Origin of the sequence: Methylophilus sp. TWE2 (assembly GCF_001183865.1) — a bacterium.
Taxonomy (GTDB): Bacteria; Pseudomonadota; Gammaproteobacteria; order Burkholderiales; family Methylophilaceae; genus Methylophilus.
Window position 1 is genome coordinate 2,128,670 of record NZ_CP012020.1, and the last position, 24,278, is coordinate 2,152,947.

Annotated in this window: 17 protein-coding genes; 13 read left to right on the forward strand and 4 right to left on the reverse strand. The window is 49.5% G+C overall.

Annotation, left to right across the window (positions count from 1 at the left end):
• Positions 1 to 105: 105 nt before the first annotated feature.
• From ACJ67_RS10105 to adk, 5 genes are all read left to right on the forward strand, one after another.
• Entirely contained in the window at positions 106 to 2,505 is a 2,400-nt protein-coding gene (locus tag ACJ67_RS10105; RefSeq protein ID WP_049639869.1) for an LPS-assembly protein LptD, read from the forward strand.
• Entirely contained in the window at positions 2,502 to 3,818 is a 1,317-nt protein-coding gene (locus tag ACJ67_RS10110; RefSeq protein WP_197080599.1) for a peptidylprolyl isomerase, read from the forward strand. The genes ACJ67_RS10105 and ACJ67_RS10110 overlap by 4 nt, the downstream gene beginning before the upstream one ends.
• A 3-nt stretch (positions 3,819 to 3,821) precedes the next feature.
• Positions 3,822 to 4,820 carry a 4-hydroxythreonine-4-phosphate dehydrogenase PdxA gene (gene pdxA / locus ACJ67_RS10115; protein ID WP_049638971.1) on the forward strand — a complete coding sequence of 333 codons (999 nt, stop codon included), beginning with the start codon at positions 3,822 to 3,824 and terminating at the stop codon, positions 4,818 to 4,820.
• Positions 4,817 to 5,581, forward strand: coding sequence for a 16S rRNA (adenine(1518)-N(6)/adenine(1519)-N(6))-dimethyltransferase RsmA (rsmA, locus tag ACJ67_RS10120; protein ID WP_049638972.1), 765 nt, complete (start codon positions 4,817 to 4,819; stop codon positions 5,579 to 5,581). The genes pdxA and rsmA overlap by 4 nt, the downstream gene beginning before the upstream one ends.
• A 65-nt stretch (positions 5,582 to 5,646) precedes the next feature.
• Positions 5,647 to 6,300 (forward strand): adenylate kinase, encoded by a 654-nt coding sequence (gene adk / locus ACJ67_RS10125; RefSeq protein ID WP_049638973.1) that lies wholly within the window; start codon positions 5,647 to 5,649, stop codon positions 6,298 to 6,300.
• A 66-nt stretch (positions 6,301 to 6,366) separates the two neighbouring features.
• On the opposite strand, the gene ACJ67_RS10130 is transcribed toward adk, so the two are convergent.
• Positions 6,367 to 8,610, reverse strand: coding sequence for a TonB-dependent receptor domain-containing protein (locus tag ACJ67_RS10130; protein ID WP_049639871.1), 2,244 nt, complete (start codon positions 8,608 to 8,610; stop codon positions 6,367 to 6,369).
• Positions 8,611 to 8,914: 304 nt separating this feature from the next.
• Between ACJ67_RS10130 and leuS the strand changes: the two genes are divergently transcribed.
• The 5 genes from leuS (at position 8,915) to nadD (ending at position 15,213) form a co-directional block, all read left to right on the forward strand.
• Complete coding sequence (gene leuS / locus ACJ67_RS10135) at positions 8,915 to 11,530, forward strand: leucine--tRNA ligase (protein ID WP_049638974.1); 2,616 nt, start codon at positions 8,915 to 8,917, stop codon at positions 11,528 to 11,530.
• 15 nt (positions 11,531 to 11,545) lie between these two features.
• A complete protein-coding gene (lptE, locus tag ACJ67_RS10140) occupies positions 11,546 to 12,055 on the forward strand; it encodes an LPS assembly lipoprotein LptE (RefSeq protein ID WP_156171670.1) in 510 nt (169 codons plus the stop codon).
• Between the two features lie 2 nt (positions 12,056 to 12,057).
• Positions 12,058 to 13,092 carry a DNA polymerase III subunit delta gene (gene holA, locus ACJ67_RS10145; protein ID WP_049638976.1) on the forward strand — a complete coding sequence of 345 codons (1,035 nt, stop codon included), beginning with the start codon at positions 12,058 to 12,060 and terminating at the stop codon, positions 13,090 to 13,092.
• Between the two features lie 48 nt (positions 13,093 to 13,140).
• Positions 13,141 to 14,397 carry a glutamate-5-semialdehyde dehydrogenase gene (locus ACJ67_RS10150; protein WP_049638977.1) on the forward strand — a complete coding sequence of 419 codons (1,257 nt, stop codon included), beginning with the start codon at positions 13,141 to 13,143 and terminating at the stop codon, positions 14,395 to 14,397.
• A 171-nt stretch (positions 14,398 to 14,568) separates the two neighbouring features.
• Positions 14,569 to 15,213: a nicotinate-nucleotide adenylyltransferase gene (gene nadD / locus ACJ67_RS10155; RefSeq protein ID WP_049638978.1), complete on the forward strand. Its 645-nt coding sequence runs from the start codon at positions 14,569 to 14,571 to the stop codon at positions 15,211 to 15,213.
• Positions 15,214 to 15,289: 76 nt separating this feature from the next.
• On the opposite strand, the gene ACJ67_RS10160 is transcribed toward nadD, so the two are convergent.
• Positions 15,290 to 17,488: an OsmC domain/YcaO domain-containing protein gene (locus tag ACJ67_RS10160; protein WP_049638979.1), complete on the reverse strand. Its 2,199-nt coding sequence runs from the start codon at positions 17,486 to 17,488 to the stop codon at positions 15,290 to 15,292.
• A gap of 285 nt (positions 17,489 to 17,773) precedes the next feature.
• Between ACJ67_RS10160 and ACJ67_RS14520 the strand changes: the two genes are divergently transcribed.
• Entirely contained in the window at positions 17,774 to 20,395 is a 2,622-nt protein-coding gene (locus ACJ67_RS14520; protein ID WP_053092894.1) for an EAL domain-containing protein, read from the forward strand.
• Positions 20,396 to 20,406: 11 nt separating this feature from the next.
• On the forward strand, positions 20,407 to 20,553 hold the full coding sequence (locus ACJ67_RS14850; protein WP_156171671.1) for a hypothetical protein: 147 nt from the start codon (positions 20,407 to 20,409) through the stop codon (positions 20,551 to 20,553).
• Positions 20,554 to 20,586: 33 nt separating this feature from the next.
• Here the strand turns inward: ACJ67_RS14850 and rlmF are convergent, their stop codons facing one another.
• Together rlmF and ACJ67_RS15215 are read right to left on the reverse strand one after the other, a co-directional pair.
• Positions 20,587 to 21,495 carry a 23S rRNA (adenine(1618)-N(6))-methyltransferase RlmF gene (rlmF, locus tag ACJ67_RS10170; RefSeq protein ID WP_049638980.1) on the reverse strand — a complete coding sequence of 303 codons (909 nt, stop codon included), beginning with the start codon at positions 21,493 to 21,495 and terminating at the stop codon, positions 20,587 to 20,589.
• Positions 21,496 to 21,613: 118 nt separating this feature from the next.
• Entirely contained in the window at positions 21,614 to 21,718 is a 105-nt protein-coding gene (locus tag ACJ67_RS15215; RefSeq protein ID WP_156171709.1) for a DUF4113 domain-containing protein, read from the reverse strand.
• A 58-nt stretch (positions 21,719 to 21,776) separates the two neighbouring features.
• On the opposite strand from ACJ67_RS15215, the gene ACJ67_RS10175 reads away from it, so the two are divergent.
• Positions 21,777 to 24,092: a hypothetical protein gene (locus tag ACJ67_RS10175; RefSeq protein ID WP_197080600.1), complete on the forward strand. Its 2,316-nt coding sequence runs from the start codon at positions 21,777 to 21,779 to the stop codon at positions 24,090 to 24,092.
• Positions 24,093 to 24,278: the final 186 nt, after the last annotated feature.

The window sequence follows — 24,278 nt, forward strand, 5'->3', positions numbered from 1 at the left end:
TTCATGAATAATATAGCGCAATTGAATGGGGCATCCGGCCGCACGGCCCGACATGCGTGCACATAACACTCTGCGATGAGCAGGCCTGACCGAAACGATCACTCTTTGAATAATTTGCAAGCTTACTCATCTACCTTTCAGGCATGTGGCTCTCAGGAACGCGGCATCCGTCTGATTTTTGCGCTGATCGCAATCAGTACGCTCTCGTCGGGCTCGGTACGTGCGGATGATGAAGCTGGCCAAGCGTCCATCATGGTCGCTGAAAATGCCACTTTGCCTGGTGCCATTGAAATTGAGGGTGACAGTTTGCAATTGCGCATGGACAGGCAGATGCGCGCCGTCGGTAACGCGGTCATTCGTAAAGACGGTCAGCAAGTCACTGGGGATGAAATCCGTTATGACATGCAGAACGATGAGCTACAGGTAGATGGCAACGCCACGATCACAGCCGGGGAAACCAAAATCACCGGTCCCTTGTTGCGTATGCGCATGAGTGAAAGCATAGGTGAAATGCGCGATGTTTCGATTGAATTCAAAAGCAGTCCGCCACCGCCCAGCAACCAGGATAGCAGCGCACTGTTAAATGATGACGCAATCCTGATCAGCGACCCCAAAAGATATCTGGAGGATAATCAGTCTTACAGCGCTAAGCAGAAAACGAGTGCCTTTGACAACATCCGCGCGACAGCCAAACAAGTACTGTTTGAAGGTCAGAACGTCAAACGACTGAAAAATGCCAGCTATACCTCCTGTGCTGCCGATGTGGACGACTGGTACATCAAGACCAACAATCTCGAACTTAATGACTACACGCGTACCGGCGTGGCCACCAATGCCTATGTGGAGTTCAAGGGCGTCCCCATTTTGTACACACCCTGGATGAGTTTCTCGTATAACAACCAGCGGAAAAGCGGTTTCCTGGCGCCATTATGGGGCACGACATCACGCAGTGGTTTTGAACTGCTAACGCCTTACTATATCAATATCCGGCCGGATATGGACGCCACTATTGCAACTCGTGTCCTGAGCAAGCGTGGCGTGCAAGTGCAAGGTGAATTCCGCTACCTGGATGAGAACTACTCCGGGATCAACAATATTGAATACCTGGATAATGACAGTATGACGAACCAAACCCGTTATTACGTCAAGCTATCACATCGGCAAAATTTCAGTGAGCACTGGTCGGGCGGCTATAACCTAGAGAAAGTGTCTGATGACACCTACTTCTCTGAAATGGCAACACGAATCCAGGTCACTTCTCGTGTTAACTTACCGCAAACCGTGTTTGCAAACTACAACAGCGAGCATCTTACTTTCAACAGCACGATACAACGTTATCAAAACCTGGATAATATTTCCTTTGTTTATCAAAGACTTCCGCAACTGACATTAACATACAACGATGAGTGGAAAGGGTTTAAAACCCAGACTGGCGCGCAATATGTCAACTTTCAGCCGATGGACGAAATGTTGAATGCACCTTCGGGAAGTCGTCTAAGTGTGTACCCCTCAGTCTCTTATCCAATGAAAAATTCATATGGATATATCACACCTAAAGTTGGCGTACAGAGCACTCAATATAGTCTGAACAACAACATACCTCTAGGATATTCTCAGGAGTTCAATCAGATAAACCGTACGCTCCCTATCGTGAGTTTGGATTCAGGGATTTACTTTGACCGCGATGCCAATCTGTTTGATAAAAACTATACGCTGACAATGGAGCCAAGAGCTTATTACGTTTATATTCCTTACAAAGATCAAAGCAGAATCCCTATTTTTGATAGTTCACTCAATACGCTGAACCAAAACTCGATTTTCTATGAAAATCAGTTCAGTGGCGATGACCGTATCAACAATGCTAACCAGATGACAATGGCGCTGACCAGTCGCCTGATCGACAGTGAAACCGGGATCGAGCGTTTAAGCGCAACCATTGGCCAGCGTTTTTACTTCGAGGATCAGAGAGTGACCCTGCCAAATGCGTCAGTGAACACCCGAAAATCCTCTGACCTGCTTGCAGGATTCACTGCGCGTTTATCCAGTCGGCTCAATTTGGATACATTTTGGCAGTACGACCCCGAGCGCAGCAATACAGAACGGAATAACTTTCTCTTACGCTACAATCCGGAGCCTGGCAAATCATTCACTTTTGGCTATCGCTACACTGCAAATACGCTTGAACAGCTGGATACTTCAGCCCAATGGCCGTTAGGATCCGGATGGTACGGTATTGGCCGCCTGAACTACTCGATCCGAGACTCCAATGCCGTCCAATTCCTGGGTGGTCTTGAATATGATGCCGGTTGCTGGCAGGCACGTGCCGTCATGCAGCGTGTACAGACAGCGACTGCAAATGCGAACACCGCCATGTTTTTCCAACTCGAACTGGGCGGTTTAACCTCTATCGGCGCCAATCCCCTCAACGTCATCAAGCGTAATATCCCAAGTTATATGCGCACTTATGACCTCCCGACAATTTACAGAGACCAGAACTTGCAATGATGAAAAGATTACTCACCCTCCTGCTACCGGCCATTGTATTTGCGCTGAGTACAACATCTACAGCATTATTGGCCGCAGAGAAAGCACCTATTGAGAAGATGGACCGTATTATTGCGGTCGTTGACCAATCCGTGATTACGGAAAGGGAACTGCTGGGCCGTATGGAATCGGTGAAGGCACAAATGATCAAGAAAGGTGTGGAGGTACCACCGGACGATATCTTGCAGAAACAGATTCTGGAGCGTCTGATTGTGGATAGCCTGCAGCTGCAACTGGCAGCCCAAACCGGCATCAAGGTGGATGACGCACAGCTGGACAAAACCATAGACCGGATTGCAGAACAAAATAACCTGACCTTGCCAGCCTTTAAAAAAGCGCTGGAAGAGGATGGCATGAAGTTTTACAAATTCCGTGAAGATATCCGCAATGATATTATTCTGGCCCGCCTGCGGGAGCGCGACGTGGACAACAAGGTCAATATTTCTGAGGCCGAAATTGACAACTACCTGAGCACCCAGGAGAAAGAAGGCGACCTGGATGAGTTCAATATCTCGCAAATATTGATCCGCTTGCCTGAAGACAGCTCTCCGGAAGATATCCAGAAAGCCAGAACCCGCACTGAACAGGTGATCAAGGCTTTGTCTGAAGGCATGAGTTTTGAAAAAGCATCAGCCAACTTTTCAGATGCGCCCAATGCACTGGATGGCGGCGCGCTGGGCTGGCGTAGTGGCCAGCAAATGCCTCCAGAATTTCTGGAGCTGATCAAAACGCTGCAAGTCGGTGGCGTCTCACGCCCGTTCCGTAGCGGTAATGGGGTGCATATCCTCAAACTGAATGAGAGACGCGCCGGTACCAGCACCCTGATTGTCGAGCAAACCCATGTACGTCATATCTTGCTCAAGCCAAATGAAGTGCTCTCCGACAAAGAGGCCAAGCAGAAAATTGAAGGCATCAAGGAGCGTATAGACCACGGCACACCATTCCAGGATATGGCACGCCAATATTCTGATGACGGCAGCGCCTCGAATGGCGGCGATTTAGGCTGGATCAGCCCAGGTGACACGGTGCCTGTATTCGAAAAAACCATGGCTGAGTTAGCCATTAATGAAGTCAGCGCACCTATCCGCAGTCAATTCGGCTGGCATGTGATCCAGGTGCTGGAACGCCGTAAACAGGACATGTCCAAAGAGTCCAAACGTCTGAAGGCGCGCCAGGAAATCCGTGCGCGCAAAGCTGAAGAGGCCTATAACGAGTGGATACATGAACTGCGTGACAAAGCCTTTGTCGAGCTGCGGTTAGAAGACAAATTCTAACGAATGAACCACTTACCGCGCATTGCGATTACTGCTGGCGAACCCGCCGGTGTTGGCCTGGATATTTGCGTTAAGCTCGCCCACACGGCAACGCCTGCGGCCCTGGTTGTCCTGGCAGATCCACAAGCCTTGCAGGCCCGGGCTTCACAGTTAGGCTTACCTGTAAGAATAACGCCTTACACAGAAAACCTCATACCGCATGCCGGTGACGGTCATTTAACTGTGTTACCAGTGGCCACAGCCGTCCCCGTGGTCGCAGGTGCGCTCAATCAAAATAACAGTATTGCCGTATTAAACATGCTGGATCGCGCTTTATCTGGCTGCCAGTCTGGCGAATTTGATGCCATGGTCACGGCCCCCGTGCATAAAGGCATTATCAACGATGCCGGGATCTCTTTTAGCGGCCACACAGAATATCTGGCAGAAAAAACCCATGCCGAACAAGTGGTGATGATGCTGGTTGGCGGAGGTATGCGGGTGGCGCTCGCGACCACGCATTTGCCACTGACTCAGGTCAGTCAGGCCATTACCGCCAGTGCACTCACCACCACCATACGCATCCTGCATCACGACCTGGTGCACAAATTCGGTATCGGCCAACCACGTATCTATGTAGCAGGACTCAACCCACACGCAGGGGAAAATGGCTATCTGGGCACAGAAGAAATTGAAACAATTAACCCGGTGCTAGACCAGCTTCGTGCAGAAGGCATGCAACTGATCGGTGCCCTGCCTGCAGATACCATGTTTTCGCAAAAAAACCTGGCGCAAGCCGATGCCTTCCTGGCCATGTACCATGACCAGGGCTTGAGCGTCCTCAAACATGCCAGCTTTGGCGAAGGCGTCAATGTCACGCTAGGACTACCGATTATCCGTACATCCGTCGATCACGGCACCGCCCTGGATATTGCCGGTAGCGGCAAAGCTGACATAGGCAGCATGCTCAGCGCCATCCAGCTTGCCATCGATTTGTCAGTGTCACGCCATACAAAGAATTCATGAAACATATCGCCAAGAAAAAATTTGGTCAGAACTTCCTCATTGACCAGGGTATTATCCAAAGCCTGATCAATGCCATCCACCCGCAAGCGGATGACGTGATGGTGGAAATCGGGCCTGGCCTCGGTGCAATGACGCAGCCCTTGATTAAACATCTGGATCATCTGCATGTCGTGGAAATTGACCGTGACATTATCCAGTGGATGCAAGGATTTTACCCGCCCAAGAAAATCACCATTCACAATTCTGACGTATTGAAATTTAACTTCGCTACCCTTGGGGATCACATACGCGTCGTTGGCAATTTACCGTATAACATTTCCAGTCCTATCCTGTTCAAGCTGCTGGAAAACACGGCGCAGATCATAGACATGCACTTTATGCTGCAAAAAGAAGTGGTGGAGCGAATGGTGGCAGAACCGTCGAGCCCGGAATATGGGCGTTTGTCCGTTATGCTGCAATACCGCCTGCAAATGGAATATCTGGTCACCGTCCCACCAGAAGCTTTTGACCCCGCGCCCAAGGTCGAGTCTGCCTTTGTACGCTGCGTGCCTTATGCAACACTGCCCTATCCCGCCAAAGATGAAGGTCTGTTTGCCAAAGTGGTCACGGCAGCCTTTGGCCAGCGGCGTAAAACCTTGCGCAATACGCTGAAAGGACTGCTGGATGATGCCGGATTTGCCGCCCTTGGCATCAATCCACAATTGCGTGCAGAAAACCTGGGGGTGGCCGAATTTGTCGCCATCAGTAATTATCTTGCTTAACCTGATTTAAAGTTTAGCCTGATATAATCCTGCTTTCATTAAAACCCAAACTTTTGGAGCATGTTATGCGTTTGATTCTGCTGGGCGCCCCTGGTGCCGGTAAAGGCACACAAGCCACCTTTATCAAAGAAAAATTCAATATTCCGCAAATTTCCACTGGAGATATGTTGCGCGCAGCAGTCAAGGCAGGTACACAATTGGGTCTGGAAGCCAAAAAATTCATGGATGCCGGTGGCCTGGTGCCCGATGAAGTGATTATCGGCCTGGTGAAAGAGCGCATCAAGGATGCAGACTGCGCCAATGGTTTTCTGTTTGACGGCTTTCCACGTACCATTCCGCAAGCAGAAGCGATGAAAAATGCCGGTGTCGCCATTGATTATGTCGTGGAAATCGACGTACCAGATGCTGCCATCGTTGAGCGCATGAGCGGCCGCCGCAGCCACCCAGCCTCTGGCCGCACTTACCATGTCAAATTCAACCCGCCAAAAGTAGAAGGCAAAGATGACGTGACCGGAGAAGACTTGGTGCAACGCGACGACGATAAGGAAGAAGTCGTGTTGAAACGTTTGCAGGTTTACCACGACCAGACAGAGCAATTGATTGGTTACTACTCAGACTGGGCCAACTCAGGCGTCAGCGGTGCGCCGCAATACGTTAAGGTCAATGGCCTGGGCGAACTGAATACGATTAAAGAAGAAATCTTTACCGCGTTGAAATAAGCCACCGTTGTAAATAACAAAAAGCCCGCAATCGCGGGCTTTTTTGTTCTAATGCGATGCAGCGCGTTAGAAGTCGTAGCGAATACCAGCAAAGACCTGACGCTGACGTCCTGCCACCATCCCGTCCACGCGGCTGGCCAGATACTCACGATCACCCAGATTGTAGGCACTGGCAAAGTAAGTCAGATTACTTCCTACAGGCTTGTAATTCACCGTTGCATTAATCAGTGCATAGGATGGAATCTTGCCTGTCACACCTGCAAGAACGCCTGAGACACCACTCCCATCATAATCAATCGCCTCTGGTCGCCCGGCCCTGAAAGCGACATCTTCCTGCTGTTCACTGACATAATCCACTCCAATACGTGCATCCAACCCGACTGGATGCTGATAGCCGAAATTAATGGATGCCAAATGTTTAGGTGCGTATGGCAAGCGGTCTCCACTGAAAATATCAGCGCCCGCATTCGTTTTCTTAAATTTGGCGGTAAACAAGTTAGTGTAGGACCCTGAAATATAGATGTTATGACTGGTCTCTAAAATTTTTCCAAAATCTACTCTACCTGCAAACTCAATACCGGATTGTTGCGACTCACCACCGTTAATGAATGATCCTTGTGTGGGGCCTGCAACCACGATGTCTTCAAATACGGTGTGGAACAAGGTCGATTCAAGTGTGACACCTTTGAAATAGTTGGAACGAAAGCCAAGCTCCCAGTTGGTGCTTTCTTCAGGCTTTGTATTCACGGCAACCGCGGTATTCGCACCGCCCGGGGCAAAAATATCACGGTCAGGTCTCGGTGGCGCAAACCCTTTGTGCACGCCGGCAAATACAGTGGTGTTTTGAATACCGTTCCAAGTCAAGCCAAAGCCCGGCAATAGCTTGCTCTGGTTGTTGGTAGCGTCTGATTGCGGGTTGTTTTGTGGCTGCCCTTCGGCGCGTCTAATATCGGTTTTGATGCGAATATCTTCGAATCTCAAACCAGGCGTAAAGGTCCAGTCTCCGGCATAAAAAGTGTTCTGTGCATAATAAGACTTAGCTTCAACATTGGTAAAAATCTGTTCGCGATGCCCTGTTCCGCCATTCACATTTTCAAATGTTTTAGCGAATGACAGGCTTTGGAATCGTGGGTCTGCACCTCGATACTGATTACGCTCAATATCTTCTCTGTGGTATCTAAAACCAATAACGGCATTACTTTCTATCCCAAAAAGACTATGTTGGATATCAAGCCTGGGTTCAATCCCCCAGTATTCAAAATCACGCGGGCGCCAGCGTCCACCACAAGAAATAGAGTTTGCAACAGTTGCAGATGTACCACAGCGATCAAGCTCTGATCTGCCAGGAACGGCTGATGTGCCCGGCGCGTTTATTTGCCTGAATGAGGCTCGCTCAGAATCAGCATAGTAAGCTTGCGTAGAGAGTTTGACCTGTTGATTGATTTGAAAAAGATGCTGTAACTGAAATGTTTTACGTTCATGCTGAAAAACATCACGGTCACCCGTTGGCGCCTGATACTTGTTCTCGTTATATTCCACTAGTCCCAAACCGGTTTCTGAGACATGCGAATCCTCGCGGAAATAACTAGCCTTGGCAATCAACGTATGCCTGTCTGAGAGGTTTAATTGGCCCTTGGCGGTGTATTCCTGAATCTCAAAGTCGTGATTGTCACGAATACCATCGCCTTTCTTATGCAAGGCATCAATCATCAGGCCACCGCGCTCGTCACCAGCGCCAATCGTGCCATAGAGACTGGTAAAGTCATTGTTACCAACTGTCGCTTGAACATTGCCATGTACTTGACCATCCGTTGGCACTGGCCGGGTCACAAAATTGATCATACCGCCTACCGTTTGCGGGCCGTATAAAATCTGGCCAGATCCTTTAACAACCTCAATGCGCTGCACACGCTCAAGTGGTGTGGTGTAATGCGCGGCAGGGTCGCCGTACGGTGCCAAAAACAGAGGCATACCATCTTCCATCAACAACGTACGGGCAGTCCGTCTTGGGTTCAAGCCTCGAATACCAATATTCACACCCAGGCCAAATGTATTTTCCCCCACTACGTTCACGCCAGGGACATTGTTTAATGCTTCCTGTACAGAAAACGGCCGACGTTCCTCTAACGCTTTTTCATCAACGAGATAGTATGAACCCGGCACCGATTCCAATCTATCCGGCAAGATACCTTTCACCATTACCGGCGGCACATCCAGCGTGGCATCCTGCCGCTCTTTTTCCTCAGCAAACACCTCCATGGCTGGATTAAACGCCAATACGGTTGCCATCAATATGCTTTGTTTTTTCATGCGTACACCCTCTTCTGTCCTTGTTGTTATCAAAAAACGCACAATCACCAGCAACATTGGTGCCAAAGCTATCGCAGTAATATTTATCTTACTGTTTTAATTAAAACAAATTATATTTATGAATATATTAATCAACTCTCAAGGCGGGTTGATGGCGGGTTGATATCAACCACACTTATGCCGATTGCAGCATATCAACCACCAATCGCGTGAATCCTTCCTAGAGTGACGGTTAACTCAAAACATGCCCATGCGTTCTCGGGTATAATCAAGGCTTCTATTTAGTTACGTTCAAGCCAAGCACATGCAACAGCAGTATCCATTCAAAGAAGTCGAACAACAGGCACAACAACATTGGGAGTCGAATCTCAGCTTTCAGGCCAAGACTGATAGCAACAAACCCAAATACTATTGCCTGTCCATGTTCCCCTACCCTAGTGGAAAACTGCATATGGGGCATGTACGCAACTACACCATTGGTGACGTGTTAAGCCGCTACCACCACATGAAAGGCTTTAATGTGTTGCAGCCCATGGGCTGGGATGCGTTTGGCCTGCCTGCTGAAAATGCGGCTATCCAGAACAGCGTGCCGCCCGCGCAATGGACATATGACAACATTGCCTATATGCGCAAGCAGCTTAAATCGCTGGGGTTTGCCATCGACTGGAGCCGTGAGCTGGCCACCTGCCAGCCTGATTACTACAAGTGGAACCAATGGCTATTTTTACGCATGCTGGAAAAAGGCATTGCCTACAAAAAAACCCAGGTCGTGAACTGGGATCCAGTAGACCAGACAGTACTCGCCAACGAGCAGGTGATTGATGGCCGTGGCTGGCGGACGGGCGCCGTGGTCGAAAAACGTGAAATCCCCGGCTACTATCTCAACATCACTGGTTACGCCCAGCAACTGCTGGATGACCTGGACAAACTACCAGGTTGGCCAGAGCGTGTGAAAACCATGCAGGCCAACTGGATAGGCAAGAGCGTGGGTGTGCGCTTTGCCTTTACGCACGATATCAAAAACAGTGACAACCAGTTAATTGATGACGGCAAACTGTGGGTATTCACCACGCGTGCCGACACCATCATGGGCGTCACTTTCTGTGCGGTGGCCGCTGAGCATCCGCTCTCCACGCATGCGGCGCAAAACAACCCGGCGCTACAAGCCTTTATTGAAAAATGCAAGCAAGGCTCAGTCATGGAAGCCGACATGGCGACCATGGAAAAAGAAGGCATGGACACAGGCCTGACCGTTGCGCACCCGATCACAGGTGAGCAAGTGCCTGTCTGGGTGGGCAACTATGTGCTCATGACCTACGGCGAAGGTGCCGTGATGGCCGTGCCTGCGCACGATGAGCGTGATTTTGGCTTTGCCAAGAAATACAACTTGCCGATCAAACAAGTGATTAGCGTGGTCGGCCAGGAGTTTGACCTCGCTGGCTGGCAAGAGTGGTACGGCGACAAAACCAAAGGCGTGTGCATCCATTCCGGCAAATACAATGACCTGAACTACGCTGAAGCAGTTGAGGCTGTGGCTGCTGATCTGGCAGAAAAAAATCTGGGCGGCAAGCAGACCAACTGGCGCCTGCGCGACTGGGGAGTGTCCCGTCAGCGTTACTGGGGCTGCCCGATTCCGATTATTCACTGCGATGACTGTGGCGATGTACCGGTCCCTGATGATCAGCTGCCAGTCAAATTGCCGGAAGACTGCGTGCCGGATGGCTCAGGCAATCCGCTCAACAAGCGCCAGGACTTCTTGAACTGTGCCTGCCCCAAGTGCGGCAAGCCAGCCAAGCGTGAAACTGACACCATGGATACCTTTGTGGATTCCAGCTGGTACTACGCGCGCTATGCCTCAGGCTTTAGCGACACTGCCATGGTCGATGCACAAACCAACCACTGGATGCCAGTAGACCAGTATATTGGCGGTATTGAACACGCCATTTTGCATCTGCTCTACTCCCGCTTCTGGAGCAAGGTCATGCGCGACCTGGGCCTTGTCAACTACGACGAACCATTCGCCAACCTGCTGACGCAAGGCATGGTGCTCAACCATATTTTTTCACGTCGTACCGCCAAAGGCGGCATTGAATACTTTGCGCCGGAAGAAGTGCAACTGGTACAAGACGAAAACGGCAAAATCACGGGTGCCAAACTGGTAGCCGATGGCTCAGCCATTGATTACCAGGGCATAGGTACCATGTCCAAGTCCAAGCGTAACGGCGTAGATCCGCAATCACTTATCGAGCAATACGGTGCCGATACCGCCCGTTTCTTCATGATGTTTGCCGCGCCGCCAGAGCAAACCCTGGAGTGGTCAGACAGTGGCGTGGAAGGTTCACACCGCTTCCTGAAACGTGTATGGAATTTTGGCTACGCCTTGGCAGACATTCAACCAGCCGATATGCCAACCAAGCTCACGGGCGAACTCGCCAATCACAGGCGTGAAATCCACAGCGTGCTCAAACAAGCCAACATTGACTTGGCCAAGCTGCAATTCAACACGGTCGCTTCTGCATGCATGAAAATCCTCAACACGCTGGAAAAAGTGCAGAAAGAAGCTGAAAAAGACTGGCAAGCCGTGGCCTTTGAAGGTTACAGCATCCTGCTGCGCGTGCTGTCACCGATTGCGCCACATATCACACAAGTCATGTGGCAAAGCCTGAAATTGGGCACGGATATCCTGACTGCCAAATGGCCAGAACCGGCCAACTCTGCCTTGGTGCAGGATGAAGTCGAATACGTGGTGCAGGTCAACGGCAAATTGCGCGGTAGCATCAGCATCCCCAAAAGCATGGCCAAAGAACAGATTGAAGCCACCGCCGTCAACCAGGACTTTGTACAGAAATTTCTCAATGAAGGCAGTGTGAAGAAAATCATTGTGGTGCCTAACAAGCTGATTAATATTGTGGTGGCTTAAACTAAGGAGCGAACGTTGCTGCGAATACTCAAGCATAAGAGTCTGGCTGTCTGGTTGAGCATGCTGGCATTGTCAGTCATGCTCACTGCTTGCGGTTTCCATTTACGTCAACCGTCGCCCATTGCGTTTAAAACCATTCACATTAAAGGCACAACGCAGATCAACAAGGCACTCCAAACCGCACTGACCGAGCAAGGGGTCAAAGTGGTTGCAGATCCTCAAGATGCTGAACTGCAACTGGAGCTGCTTAAGGAAGAAAACGAACAGCGCATTCTGTCTTTAAGCGGTACCGGTGTGGTGCGGGAATACGAACTGTACTATCGCGTGCAATACCGTACCAAAATGACTGAAGAAGCCGTGTGGGCCTTACCCCTGATCATGGAAGGCCGTCGTGACTATACCTATAACGACGCCAACTTGCTGGCCAAACAAGCCGAACAAAAGCTGCTGACAGAGAGCATGCAAACCGATGTGCTCAATGGCATTCTGCGTCGCCTCTCTGCGCTGAAAAAAGCGCCGCAATAAACATGCGCATCCAGGCAGCGCAACTGGCTCAACACCTGCCGCCGAGACAACACTTGTTTGTGCTGGCGGGTGACGAGCCGCTCTCCATCACCGAAGCTCTAGACCAGATTCGTGCCGCGGCGCGCCAGCAGGGTGCCCAGGAGCGCGCCAGTTTTACGGTAGAACGCTACTTTAATTGGGGACAAGTCACCCAGTTCCTGCAAAGCTTTTCGCTGTTTGCCGAGCAACGTATCCTCGAAATCAATATTCCCACTGGCAAACCCGGCGTGGAGGGCGCCAAAGCCTTGCAACAACTGGCTGAACTGCCTGCCGCTGATACCACGACTATCATCACCCTGCCCGCGCCAGACCGCGACATGACCAGCAGCGCCTGGTATGAAGCGCTGTCACAGCATGGCGTGTTACTGGTGCTCAACCAGGTGCCACTGGCGCAATTACCGGAGTGGATTGCGCAACGCCTGGCCATGCAACAGCAAACGGCAGATGAAGCTTCGCGCCGTTTTATTGCCGAACAGGTGGAAGGTAATTTACTCGCCGCGCATCAGGAAATCCAAAAGCTGGGCCTGCTCTATCCGCCAGGCCCCTTGTCTGAAGATGCCATCAGGCTATGCGTACTCAATGTGGCGCGTTTCGATGTCTCGCAGCTGGGTGAAGCCATGCTGCAAGGCGACCAGAGCAGGGTCATGCGCATCATTGAAGGCCTGCGTGAAGAAGGCGAAACCGCCGTCGCCGTCATGAACCCGCTGGTCTGGTTATTCCGCCCGCTCTTGCAGGTACGCCTCGCCATGCAAAACGGCCTGGCCGCGCAAGCTGCCATGAGCCAGGCCCGGTTATTTGGTGACCGCCAGATACTGGTGAAACGCGCATTGGAATTTTTACCGCAAAAACATATCGAAGCTGCTTTGCAAAAATTGTCAGACATAGACCGCATGGCAAAAGGCGTAGGCGATGGCGATGCCTGGCTTGAGCTCTCCCGCCTCTGCAGCGGCATTGCGCGCATGGCAGCCAACAAATCTGCCAGGGCCAGGGCGCGTTAACACTCAGACAATTTGGGCCACATCGGGTTTAGGATAGAATAAGAAGTTATGGACATTCAAAATTATATGAAACAACTGGGCGAGCAGGCACGTGCCGCTTCCCGTTTGATGGCAAAAGCCGACACCAACACCAAGAACCAGGCCTTGCGCAATATTGCTGCCCTGATCCGCCAGCATGAAAAAGCACTACTAGCGGCTAACCAGCAAGACATGGACGCCGCCAAAGCCAATGGCATGGAAGCTGCCATGCTGGACCGCCTGGCCTTGAGCGAAAAATCCGTCGCCACCATGGCAGAAGGCCTGGAGCAAATTGCCAGCCTGCCAGACCCCATCGGCGAAATGAGCAACTTCAAATACCGCCCTTCCGGTATCCAGATCGGCCAGATGCGCGTGCCACTGGGCGTGATCGGCATTATTTACGAAGCCCGCCCTAACGTGACCGTGGACGCCGCTGGCCTGTGCATCAAATCCGGCAACGCCTGTATCCTGCGTGGTGGCTCCGAGGCCATCCACTGCAACCAGGCGCTGGCCAAACTCGTACATCAGGGTTTGCAACAAGCGGGCTTGCCACAAGCCGCCGTGCTCGTGGTGGAAACGACAGACCGCGCTGCCGTGGGTGAACTGATCACCATGAAGCAATACGTCGATGTGATCGTGCCACGCGGTGGCAAAGGCCTGATCGAGCGCATCAGCAACGACGCCCGTATTCCAGTCATCAAGCACCTGGACGGGAACTGCCATGTGTATGTGGATGACGAAGCCGACCTGGATAAAGCCGTGCGCATTCTTGAGAATGCCAAAACCCAGCGCCTGGGCACCTGCAACACGGCAGAATCCCTGCTGGTGGCCCGTAGCATTGCCAAAACCGCCCTGCCTAAACTGGCCGACATGCTACTCAGCAAAGGCGTGGAAATCCGCGGCTGTGACGAAACCCGCGCCATCGTGCCACAAGCCAAAGCGGCGACCGAGGAAGACTATTACACCGAATACCTGGATTCGATTATCTCGTGCAAGGTGGTCAGTGGCCTGGATGAAGCGATTGAGCACATCAACAAGTATTCCAGCCAGCACACTGAAGCCATTGTGACTGAAAACTACACCAAGGCACGCCAGTTCCTGCGCGAAGTGGATTCCAGCAGCGTCATGGTCAACGCCTCTACCCGCTTTGCTGACGGCTTTGAATATGGCTTTGGTGCAGAAATCGGTATTTCTACTGACAAGTTGCATGCACGCGGTCCGGTAGGCCTGGAAGGACTGACGTCACTCAAATATGTCGTTCTAGGTGACGGCCACGTTCGAGCATAAATTGCATGAATTGGGCACATCACGTGGTTTCGCGGTGCTCGAAATCCTCATGTACTACAATGTACACTGCGGTTCCTGCGCTCCGTGCGTGCCCGCTCTCAATACAAAGCACTGACACTCAATTGATGCAATTTAATGATTGCCGCGATGCGCTCAAAGAATGACTGAAATATGGAAGTGATCGGGATTTTTGGCGGCACCTTCAACCCCATCCACAAAGGGCATTTGGTGCTGGCCGAGACGGTGCTCGATACCCTGCACTGCACGCAAATCCGTGTGATTCCAGCCGCCGTGCCGCCACATAAAGAAACGCCTGCCGTCACCGCGCAACACCGGGCAGAAATGGTGAAGCTGGCGATACAAGACCAGCCAAAACTTGTGCTCGATACCTGCGAGCTGGACCGCCAGGGTCCTTCGTATACCATAGAAACCTTACACCTGTTGCGTACCCGTTTTCCTGACCAGGCCTTATGCCTGATCATGGGCCAGGACAGTTACGCCAAACTACCCACCTGGCACCGCTGGCTGGAGTTACTGAACTACTGCCACCTGCTCGTTGTACACCGGGCCGATAAGGAAAAAACCTTAACCTTGCATCCACAGCACGAAGGAAAACTGGTTGATATCGCCACAGCCCCACAAGCATTTGCTGCGCAAGCAAATGGGCTAATCAGCTTTTTAACCCAGGCACCGCCAGATATTTCCTCAACACGCATCCGCGAGCAACTGAGCCAAAACGGCGAAATGACGATCACGGACATCCCGCCACGGGTTTGGCAGTATATTAAAGAGAATCGGTTGTACCAAAAAACATAAAGCCACAGCATTTATACACTGTGGCTTTAAACTTGTCTGATGGATAACGAATTACTCGCTGTTTATCTCGCCAGGCCTATATTGCAGCCCATTTAGCCCTGGCCGTATGCAGCTTCCTGTAGCTGTCTATCAGGCGGTGATGCCTGTCCAGCCCTTCCAGCTTCATGCTGGTGGGCGTCAAACCATAGAAGCGTACACTGCCGTCCACTGCGCCTAACGCAGCGTCCATGCGCGCATCGCCAAACATTTTACGAAAGTTGGTTTCGTAATCCGCCATTTCCAGTTCATCATCCAGCGTGACTTCGAGCACCACATTCAACGCTTGGTAAAACAAACCGCGTTCCAGCGTGTTGTCGTTGTATTGCAAAAAGGCGCCCACCAGGTCATGCGCTTCTTCAAACTGCTGCAAGGCGAGATGAATCAGTAGTTTTAATTCCATCACCGTGAGCTGACCCCAATCGGTGTTTTCGTCAAACTCAATGCCAATCAGGGTGGCAATATCACCGTAATCATCGAGCTCGTTATTCTCCAACCGCTCCAGCAAGGCTTCCAGTCGATCATCGTCCAGCGTATGCAGGTTTAAAATATCCTCGCGGAACAAGAGCGCTTTATTGGTGTTATCCCACACCAGGTCTTCGACCGGATACACTTCCGAATACCCCGGCACCAGAATGCGGCAGGCCACTGCGCCTAGCTGATCATAGACGGCGACATAAGCTTCCTTGCCCATCTCAGCCAGCATGCCAAACATGGTCGCGGCTTCTTCAGCATTTGCATGCTCGCCCTCACCCGAAAAATCCCATTCCACAAACTCGTAATCGGATTTGGCGCTGAAAAAACGCCACGACACAATGCCGCTGGAATCAATAAAATGCTCAACAAAGTTATTCGGCTCGGTCACCGCTTCGCTGGCAAAAGTTGGTTGCGGCAAATCATTCAAGCCTTCAAAGCTGCGGCCTTGCAGCAATTCGGTCAGGCTGCGTTCCAGCGCGACTTCCATGGTCGGGTGCGCGCCAAACGAAGCGAATACACCGCCGGTGCGCGGGTTCATCAGGGTCACACACATGACCGGGAATTGCCCGCCCAGTGAAGCATCCTTGACTAATACCGGGAAACCCTGCTCTTCCAGGCCCTTAATTCCGGCCACCACGCCAGGGTATTTCGCCAGCACTGCCTGTGGCACATCAGGCAAGGCGATTTCGCCTTCAATGATTTCGCGCTTCACTGCACGTTCAAAGATTTCTGACAAGCACTGCACCTGTGCTTCCACCAGCGTATTGCCAGCGCTCATACCATTGCTCACAAACAGGTTTTCCACCAGGTTGGTCGGGAAGTAAACAGTTTCACCATCACTCTGACGCACAAACGGCAGCGAACAGATCCCGCGTTGAACATTGCCCGAGTTAGTGTCTATCAGGTGTGAACCACGCAGCTCGCCATCGGGGTTATAAATCGCCAGCGTGTATTCATCGAGTATTTCTTTCGGCAACGCATCCTTGCGGCCAGGCTTGAACCAGCGCTCGTTCGGGTAATGCACAAATTCGGCATTGGCAATCTCTTCGCCCCAGTATGATCCGGCATAAAAATGGTTGTTACTCAGCCGCTCGATATACTCGCCCAAGGCTGACGCCAGCGCGCTTTCCTTGGTTGATCCTTTGCCGTTGGTGAAGCACATTGGCGAATGCGCATCGCGGATATGCAGCGACCACACGTTAGGCACGATATTGCGCCACGAAGCGATCTCGATCTTGATGCCAAGCTCAGCCAATACGCGGGTCATATTGGCGATGGTTTGTTCTAAAGGTAAGTCTTTACCGGTGATATACGTTTGTGAGTCAGCCGAAGTATCTACAGTCAACAAGGCTTGCGCATCGGCATCCAGGTTAGCCACTTCTTCAATGACAAAGTCCGGTCCTTCTTGCACCACTTTTTTCACGGTACAGCGGTCAATCGAACGCAAAATGCCAATGCGGTCTTTCTCAGAAATATCGCTTGGCAACTCGATCTGTATCTTGAAAATCTGCTTGTAACGGTTTTCCGGGTTGACAATATTGTTGTGCGACAGGCGGATATTCTCGGTCGGGATATTGCGCGTGCTGCAATAGAGCTTCACAAAATACGCCGCGCACAAAGCCGATGAAGCCAGAAAATAATCAAACGGCCCCGGTGCAGAGCCATCGCCCTTATAGCGAATAGGCTGGTCAGCAATCACCGTAAAGTCATCAAACTTGGCTTCAAGGCGCAGCTTATCGAGAAAATTGACTTTGACTTCCATGGGGAGAATTCCAGAATAACGTTTAAAACAAAGACCGCCATTATCGCCCACAAACCACACGCCACCTAATAGCGCAGCAGCGTTGACTGCCTCACTTGCTGAAAATGGGCCAAATTAAGACTTTTAGCATTGCAAATGAACGATTTTCTTAAACCTCGTCTCGATGATCAAAGCGAGTGCGCAAACTCAAAAATGATTGGCAGCGCCCCTAAATAACCAGTGAAGGCAACAAAGTTTGTGTGATATTCTTTAACGAATAAAACTATATTCCTCGGGGTTACCACCATGGCTGCTGATGACAGAAAATTCATCACGCTGACTGATTATCTGCATGAGCCTGTCATCCATTATGATAGGGATTGCAAGCGCACTTATCTCAATCCAGCCGCCATCAGCCTGATTGGTGAACCTGCTAAAGACCTGCAGGGCAAAACACCAAGCTCGCTCAGACCGAGTTCGGTCGCTTTACAACACTACCAGGAAAAAATTCTCGGCGTCATAGAAACTGGCACGGATACCGAGTTTGATTTTTTTCTCGACCGTCTCCCTGATGGTCCGAATGTTCACACCAAGGTCCTCAGGATTCGTGCCGTCCCTGAGCTGGATAGTGAGGGCAACGTGATCGGCGTCCTGGCGATTGCCCATGACATCACCGCACTCAAATTAAGTGAAAAGCGTTTACGCGCGCTCATCGAAAACCATCCTGACCACATTACCCGCTTTGACCAGCATGCCAGGTACAGCTACGTCAGCTCCTCTTTCACAGCGTTATTTGGCATAGAAGAATCCGCACTGCTGGGTAAGACCCTGCTGGAATGTGATCAAATTGCCACGGCAGCAGAACGTGAAAAAATTCACCATGCGATTTTGCAAACCTTAGCGCAGGAGACATCTTGTACTCTTGAGAGCCACTGGCCGGATGACCGCATTATAGAGCTCCGCCTGGTTCAGGAAAAAGATGCCATCGGCGAGGTCTCTGGTGTGCTCTGTATCTTGCGTGATATCACCCAGCAAAAGCATTCCGAAAAAGCGTTGCTGACACTCAATCGTTCACTGCGTTTGCTGAGTAGCGCTAATCAGACGCTCATTCATGCAGAAAACGAACAACAACTCCTTAATGACATTTGCCAGCTGGTGATTGAGTATGGTGGCTATGCACTTTCATGGGTGGGTTATCCTGAGCATGGCACTTATCAACCATTGCGCATTGCTGCCATCGCCGGTAAACCGCAGACGCATAAAAAAACGATAGCGCTTGAGCAGCAAACGCCGGAAATTAGCCTGGCCGTGAAAGCCTTTCAAACCGGTCGTGTAGAAATTATTCAGGACTACCCCAGTGCAGCCCGATTGAGCAGCCTCGGCGAGATGGCCAGCCAAGAAGGCCTGCTCTCGTGCATCGCCTTGCCACTCCTAATCACAAAACAAAAGGTAGCAAAACAAAAAGTGGCAAAACAAGCCATAGGTGTCCTCACCATTTACGCCTCCCACACCCACGCGTTTTCGGATGAAGAAGTCACCCTGCTACAAGAACTTGCCAATGATTTAGCTTTTGGTATTCAGTCGCTGCGCATCAAGGCTGAGCACCGGGAGGCAGAAAAAAAACTGGAATATCTGGCGCACCATGACCCGCTCACCGGCCTGCCTAACCGCCTGCTACTGCGCAAACGCTTTGAACAGTTCATACAACAGTCAAACAAGCGCGATCACGGCATCGCCATGTTGTTTCTTGATATGGACAACTTCAAAGAGATTAATGACAGCTTTGGTCATGCCACCGGCGATGCGCTGCTGATCGCAGTTGTCTGGCGGCTGGAACGATTGCTGACTGAGGCGTGCATCTTCAGCCGCGAAGGCGGTGACGAATTTGTGCTGCTCATTAACAACACACAAGTCGCAGAGACCGTCGCGCGCACTGCCCAACAGATTCTCACCGCCATGCAAGAGCCATTTGAGGTGAGCGGTAACACACTGCATGCCTCTTTCAGTATCGGCATCAGCCTCTATCCAACCGATGGCAAGGACTTTGAAACCCTGCGCAAAAACGCAGATGCAGCGTTATACCTGGCAAAAGATTGTGGCCGCAACACCTACCGCTTTTTTGTGACGCAGATGAATGCCGACGCCCAGAAACGTATGCGCATTCAAACCGACCTGCACACCGCACTTAAAAACAATGAGTTTTTGCTGCACTACCAACCACAAATACGCCTATGCGATGGCCGCATAAGTGGCATTGAAGCCTTGATCCGCTGGCAAAATGCCGATGGGCAAATGCTCCCCCCATGTGAATTTATTCCCATTGCTGAACAAAGCGGGCTGATTATCCAAATGGGTGAGTGGGTACTGCGGGAAGCGTGTCGGCAACTGGCCGCATGGCACCAGCAAGGGCAAACCCGGCTAGTGGTTGCAGTCAATTTATCCTCCCACCAGTTCCGGCATGGCAACATTGTAGAAACCATCAGTGCAGCCCTGCATGACTTCGGGCTGCCGCCAGAATGCCTTGAACTCGAGCTGACAGAGTCCATTTTGATTCAGGACACAGAATCGGTGATCAACACCCTGCACACGCTCAAACACATCGGCGTCAAGCTCGCCATTGATGATTTTGGCACTGGCTATTCCAGCCTCTCATACCTCAAACAGCTATCAGTAGACAAACTCAAGATTGATAAATCCTTCATCCGCGACCTTCATCAAGACAAGGACAGTGCAGAGATCGTCAGGGCCATCATCCAGCTTGGACACATCCTGCAACTCACAGTGGTGGCCGAAGGGGTAGAGACCCAGGAGCAACTGGCTTTTCTCACCCACTGCCAATGTGACCAGATACAGGGCTATCTGTTTAGCCGCCCGGTGGCCGCAGAACACATACCGGAGATACTTGCACGAGTAGGCATGAGGGTCTGATCCCAAATCTTTTGACAAAGCCAGTTAAAGAGGCAATTGAACCCGCCAAGTTTTTTAGCGTGCGGCAACAACTGGCAGACTATGAAAAGTTTGATGCCATTATGAATAGATCAGGTGGTCAAGCGCCGATTAAAGGCGATGTGATAGATGAAGAATAGGCTTGATTGAGCCTATTGAAATTAAGCCGTTGATTACACGCGCGTTTTAGCAGCCACAGCTTGAAAACTCCACGCCACAAACCGGCTTTGCTTTTGGCCTTGCGCCATCTCCACCGTTTTCACCGTCACCGCCTGCACTTTCTTTAACTCGCGATACACCAGCGGCAGATTAGTCGCTTTAGAAACCAGCGTGGTAAACCACACACACTGCTTGGCAAACAGCTTGCTCTCACGGATCATGATGGTTAAAAACGCCGCCTCGCCACCCTCACAGAATAATTCATTAGATTGCCCGCCAAAATTCAATGCCTGCGGTGGCTTTTTACCCAATCCGCGCCATTTGCGCTGCGTACCCGCCAACGCTTCTTCAGCGGATGCATGAAAAGGTGGGTTACATAAGGTGACGGTGAATTGCTCGCCCGGCAACATCACGCCTTTAAAAATCGAGCTGGGGTTAGGCTGCTGGCGCACACCAATCTGCTGCTGCAACCCATTCGCCTCAATAATCTGCTGCGCATTACGCAAAGCTTTTGCATCAATATCCACGCCCACACATTGCCAGCCATAAGTATGCGAGGCAATCAGCGGATATACCAAGTTCGCACCCGTACCAATATCCAGCAAGCGCACTGGTTGAGTAATACTGCTCTCAGCCAATAAATCCGCCAGGTAATGCACATAATCCGCCCGCCCAGGGATAGGCGGACATAAGTAATTCTTTGGAATATCCCACACCACCACGCCGTAATAGTGCTTGAGCAAGGCTTGGTTTAAAGCTTTCACGGCTTGCGGGTTGGCAAAGTCTATTGAATCATCGCCATAGGCGTTAGGTCGGACATAACAAGAAAGTGCCGGATGTGTTTGCACCAGCACAGAAAAATCATAGCCAGTGCAATGAAGATTATGTGGGTGCAGGATTGAAGAGGTAGAGTCAGGCTTCATAACAGATTAATACAACTGCAAGAAGTTGAATTCTACAGATTATTAATCAAATTAAGAGTTTCTAGTTTTCGCTCCTACGTTTAGCTACGTTGCCTTATGCGACCACGTTTAAAAATACTCAATTGACCTTTAATAGGTCAGCCCACTCACCTGTGTAATTAAGGCTTTTAAAGCTGCGCTGCATTTGCCATGGTTTTATCTCACCCTCAGCAGCAGTTTTGATATTTACGCTATAGAATGGATCTAAATAAACCTCTTAGAATAAAAAGTGAGTTCTTAAAATGAGCCGACACAGCAAGTTAAAACGAGATACGAGAAAGAAAAAGAAAAAGGGGGTGGCAAAAGACATAAGAGAAACTGCGCCTATTAATTTAGCCCCTACACCTCCTGTAATTCAACTTTTGTCCAATCCATTTGAGGGGTTGACGGATAAAGACAGAAAACAGGCACTAATTAAAATTAGCTCGGACTCCAAAGCTAAAGTTGAAGATTCATTGAAATCCATAATTGAGATTTTCAAGAAACACGATCCAATTGCTATAGTGACTTTTTTTTCCACCTACGGCTTGGCAATCGGAGCTGGTGATAGGGGCGTAGATAGCAACGGAGCTCCAATCAAAATCAATCAGGCGCATGTAGAAATACTACAAGCATTAGCTCTAAGCATTCCACCCAATGAGATGGGAAAACTACCAGCACTTCCACATATCACCCAGCAGATTATGGACAATATTACTGATCTATTAAGGTCTTATGCATTCTCCAGAATTAGTCCAGAATTGTTAGAAGCATCAGTGATTGATAAGGCAATTCATCATGTCCAGGAAGCCGTGCGAGGATATACGCAAACGGTGAGAAATTGGGGTTATCACAAACAGGTGCTTACTTTTTCCAAGGAGATTTATAGTCATTTTGATGCGCAAGTTGAGGCCAAATTTGGTTTTACAGTATCTAATGTAATTGATGTTTTTGAACAGCATTTAGAAACAATTGAAGAACAACTAACAAAGAGGTTGAATAATTTAAGAGAAATCCAAGCGCTTAAAAAACCACGGTCAATGCTGAATAAATACCATGAGATAAACAGCGCATTAGATCGAAAAGATATAATAGAGGGGCAAGACTTGGAGTTTTTTAAATTGCCTCCTAGGAATGCGTTCATGTGGATTATGACGCATTACGACTTGTTCTTATCTGAGATGTATAAAATTAATGAGCCAGATCTGATTGAAAAATTAAAAATTGAATCGAGCAGCCTAACTAAACTTTTGAACTATTTTTCATTTGAGCTTGGTGAACTTGAGAAAGAAAATAAGTTATATTTTTTTCTAGATAATCCAGTATGGCGCAAGCCAGTAATATCCACATCGAGCGGTTATTACTGTGTCATGCCTCAATTGTTTTTCAGTTTTGTTTTGAACATACTTGATAACCTTATTGAGACGATTAACAAAGACAAATTACATGACAGAAGAGCGAATTATTTAGAGGGCAAGATTGAGGAAATAGTCAAAAGAAGGTTTCCGGAGTCGAAAGTAGTTTCTAGTTTGAAATGGAACCAGGACGGGGTGCAATATGAGACCGATCTGGTTGCATTTATAGATTCGTATGCAATTATCATTGAGGCTAAAGCGCACAAAATTTCAAATGTTGCTCTTAGAGGTGCTCCAGATCGCATCAAAAGACATCTTAATGACATTTTGATTGAGCCTGGGATTCAGTCACATAGATTTGAACTTAAATTGAAGGAGCTTCGTGCCGCCCAAAATCAGAATGACCCATTGATAGCTAAACTTCCTGTTGATATCACCACTATTAATAAAGTTATTAGAGTCTCAGTTTCCCTGGAATACTTTGCGTCATTACAGTCAAATTTGAAGGTTTTTGAAAATACGGGATGGATTCCTGATGAATACATTCCATGTCCCTCAATGAGTATTGCTGATTTCGAGACTCTTTTTGACTTTCTAGAACATCCAGTACAAATTATTCACTATCTACTTAGAAGAGCTGAAATTGAATCTAGCTATAGCATCCGCGGTGATGAGTTGGATTACATGGGTTTTTATATTTCTACTTTATTCGATATGGGAAATGTTGATAAAGAAAGTGATCTTCATATCACTAATATGTCAAGCGATCTTGATCGATATTATTCGTCTAGAGATCAAGGCATACATATAACAAAGCCTCAGCCAAAAATATCTGAATTTTTCAAAACTATTTTCAATAAGCTTGAAGAGAGAGGTATCCCTCGTTGGGCAGAAATCGGTTGTATTCTTAATTACTTCCCCCCTTACGACCAGACAAAAATAGTTAAAGCGATTAGAGAGTTGACTTTCGTAGTCAATAGGAACTGGCATGTGGAAGGGCATAAGAATATGCTTATATATGAACCTTCTCAGTCGTCTGAGTACGCATTAGCTATCGTTTTATTTAACAATGAAAACAAAGCTCGGCGTCATGAATTTCTTGATATTGCTGCTGCGAATGGGCTTAAAGCAGACCATGTAAGGACTTGTTTGGTGATAGGAATTAATATTGATAAGAAAGATTCGCCGTATCACACCATTGGGTTATTTGATAAACCAGGATAGATTTAAACATACCTTTGTGTGAAGAGACCGAGGGGGCAGGTCTTGCAAATTCATATTTAATTACGTTGATTCTGATGCAAAAAACTAGCTTTGAACTCACAAGTAAACAAGCTTCGCTCTTTTGTTTTCTCAATCATTTTTAACCTACCAATCGCTTATGCGTCCCACATAACACTGCCGTTTCGC

Bases quoted from the DNA above. Each gene is read 5' to 3' on its own strand.
- ACJ67_RS10110 (WP_197080599.1), top strand. From the start codon at position 2,502: ATGATGAAAAGATTACTCACCCTCCTGCTACCGGCCATTGTATTTGCG.
- pdxA (WP_049638971.1), top strand. From the start codon at position 3,822: ATGAACCACTTACCGCGCATTGCGATTACTGCTGGCGAACCCGCCGGT.
- rsmA (WP_049638972.1), top strand. From the start codon at position 4,817: ATGAAACATATCGCCAAGAAAAAATTTGGTCAGAACTTCCTCATTGAC.
- adk (WP_049638973.1), top strand. From the start codon at position 5,647: ATGCGTTTGATTCTGCTGGGCGCCCCTGGTGCCGGTAAAGGCACACAA.
- ACJ67_RS10130 (WP_049639871.1), bottom strand. From the start codon at position 8,610: ATGAAAAAACAAAGCATATTGATGGCAACCGTATTGGCGTTTAATCCA.
- leuS (WP_049638974.1), top strand. From the start codon at position 8,915: ATGCAACAGCAGTATCCATTCAAAGAAGTCGAACAACAGGCACAACAA.
- holA (WP_049638976.1), top strand. From the start codon at position 12,058: ATGCGCATCCAGGCAGCGCAACTGGCTCAACACCTGCCGCCGAGACAA.
- ACJ67_RS10150 (WP_049638977.1), top strand. From the start codon at position 13,141: ATGGACATTCAAAATTATATGAAACAACTGGGCGAGCAGGCACGTGCC.
- nadD (WP_049638978.1), top strand. From the start codon at position 14,569: ATGGAAGTGATCGGGATTTTTGGCGGCACCTTCAACCCCATCCACAAA.
- ACJ67_RS10160 (WP_049638979.1), bottom strand. From the start codon at position 17,488: ATGGAAGTCAAAGTCAATTTTCTCGATAAGCTGCGCCTTGAAGCCAAG.
- ACJ67_RS14520 (WP_053092894.1), top strand. From the start codon at position 17,774: ATGGCTGCTGATGACAGAAAATTCATCACGCTGACTGATTATCTGCAT.
- rlmF (WP_049638980.1), bottom strand. From the start codon at position 21,495: ATGAAGCCTGACTCTACCTCTTCAATCCTGCACCCACATAATCTTCAT.
- ACJ67_RS10175 (WP_197080600.1), top strand. From the start codon at position 21,777: ATGAGCCGACACAGCAAGTTAAAACGAGATACGAGAAAGAAAAAGAAA.